Source organism: Leisingera coralii (genome assembly GCF_049056525.1).
GTDB classification, from domain to species: Bacteria; Pseudomonadota; Alphaproteobacteria; order Rhodobacterales; family Rhodobacteraceae; genus Leisingera; species Leisingera coralii.
The window spans coordinates 1-1,117 of record NZ_JBHUPT010000140.1 but is presented as its reverse complement, the minus strand read 5'-3'; the positions used below and the strand labels follow the sequence as shown (position 1 = coordinate 1,117).

Annotated in this window: 1 protein-coding gene; it reads left to right on the top strand. The window is 58.0% G+C overall.

Features of this window, described 5'->3' with window-relative positions; all coding sequences use genetic code 11:
• Window positions 1-66 precede the first annotated feature (66 nt).
• Window positions 67-1,077 (top strand): IS30 family transposase, encoded by a 1,011-nt coding sequence (locus ACFMBG_RS24120; RefSeq protein ID WP_421057172.1) that lies wholly within the window; start codon window positions 67-69, stop codon window positions 1,075-1,077.
• The last annotated feature ends 40 nt before the right edge of the window (window positions 1,078-1,117 follow it).

The following is a 1,117-nucleotide window of genomic DNA, read 5'->3' as shown; positions in this document are numbered from 1 at the left end:
CGGGGTGGATTCACATCCGAAGTGCAAATTCTGTATCAAAACAGATGTTTGCATGGAGGCTATTGAATGGGACGCAATTACCCTCACCTGAGTTTGGAAGAACGTCGGAAGATTGCCAAGTGGCGTGAAGCCAAAATGCCGGTGCCTGAGATCGCAGACCGGCTGGGCCGCGCAGCGTCTACGATCTACCGGGAGCTCAAGCGTAATTTCTTTGATGACAAGGAACTTCCTGAGCTGAACGGATACCACGCAGTGGCCGCCCAGGAGATGTACGAGCAGCGGCGCGCGGTACACCGGAAGATGATCGTCCACCCGGAACTGAAAGAAGCGGTCGAAGACCGCCTCAAGGCCGGATGGTCACCTGAGCAGATCGTCGGCCGGATGCGGCTCGAGCGTCATCCGGTCCGGGTCAGCCACGAGACGATCTACCGTTTCGCCTATTCCAAGGATGGCCGCGAGGAACAGTTCTATCGCCATCTGCCAGAGCATCGAAAGCGCCGCAGGCCGCGTGGGCACCGGCGGCACAATCGAACTCACATCTTCGATGTGCAGAGCCTGTCTCACAGGCCTGACCGCATCTCAGAGCGCGCAGAGTTCGGGCACTGGGAATGCGATCTGATGATGTTCCGCAAAGAACATGGAAAGGTGAACGTGACATCGCTCGTCGAGCGCGTGAGCCGGTATGCTGTCGTGATGCGCAACGAGGACCGGCAATCCAAACCGATCATGGAGGCGCTGATCAGCGGTCTGGCTCCGCTGCCCGCCGATGCGCGCCAATCAATCACCTTCGACCGCGGCACGGAGTTCTCGGCCTGGCGCCATCTAAAGGACGGCATCGGCGCGGACAGCTGGTTCTGTGACCCGCAAGCTCCGTGGCAGAAAGGCACCGTCGAGAACACCAACAACAGGCTGAGAAAGTACCTGCCTCGCTCGACCGAACCGACGGCGCTGACAAACCGATATTTGAGGTCGGTTTGCCACCGCCTCAATTCCACCCCGCGCAAGTGCCTCGGCTACAAGACACCAGCAGAAGTCTTCGAAAGCAAGCTGATAGAAATCCAGAACCGTTTGGAATAAAACGACATATCAGAAGTTGCGCTTCAGCGTGAGTTCACAC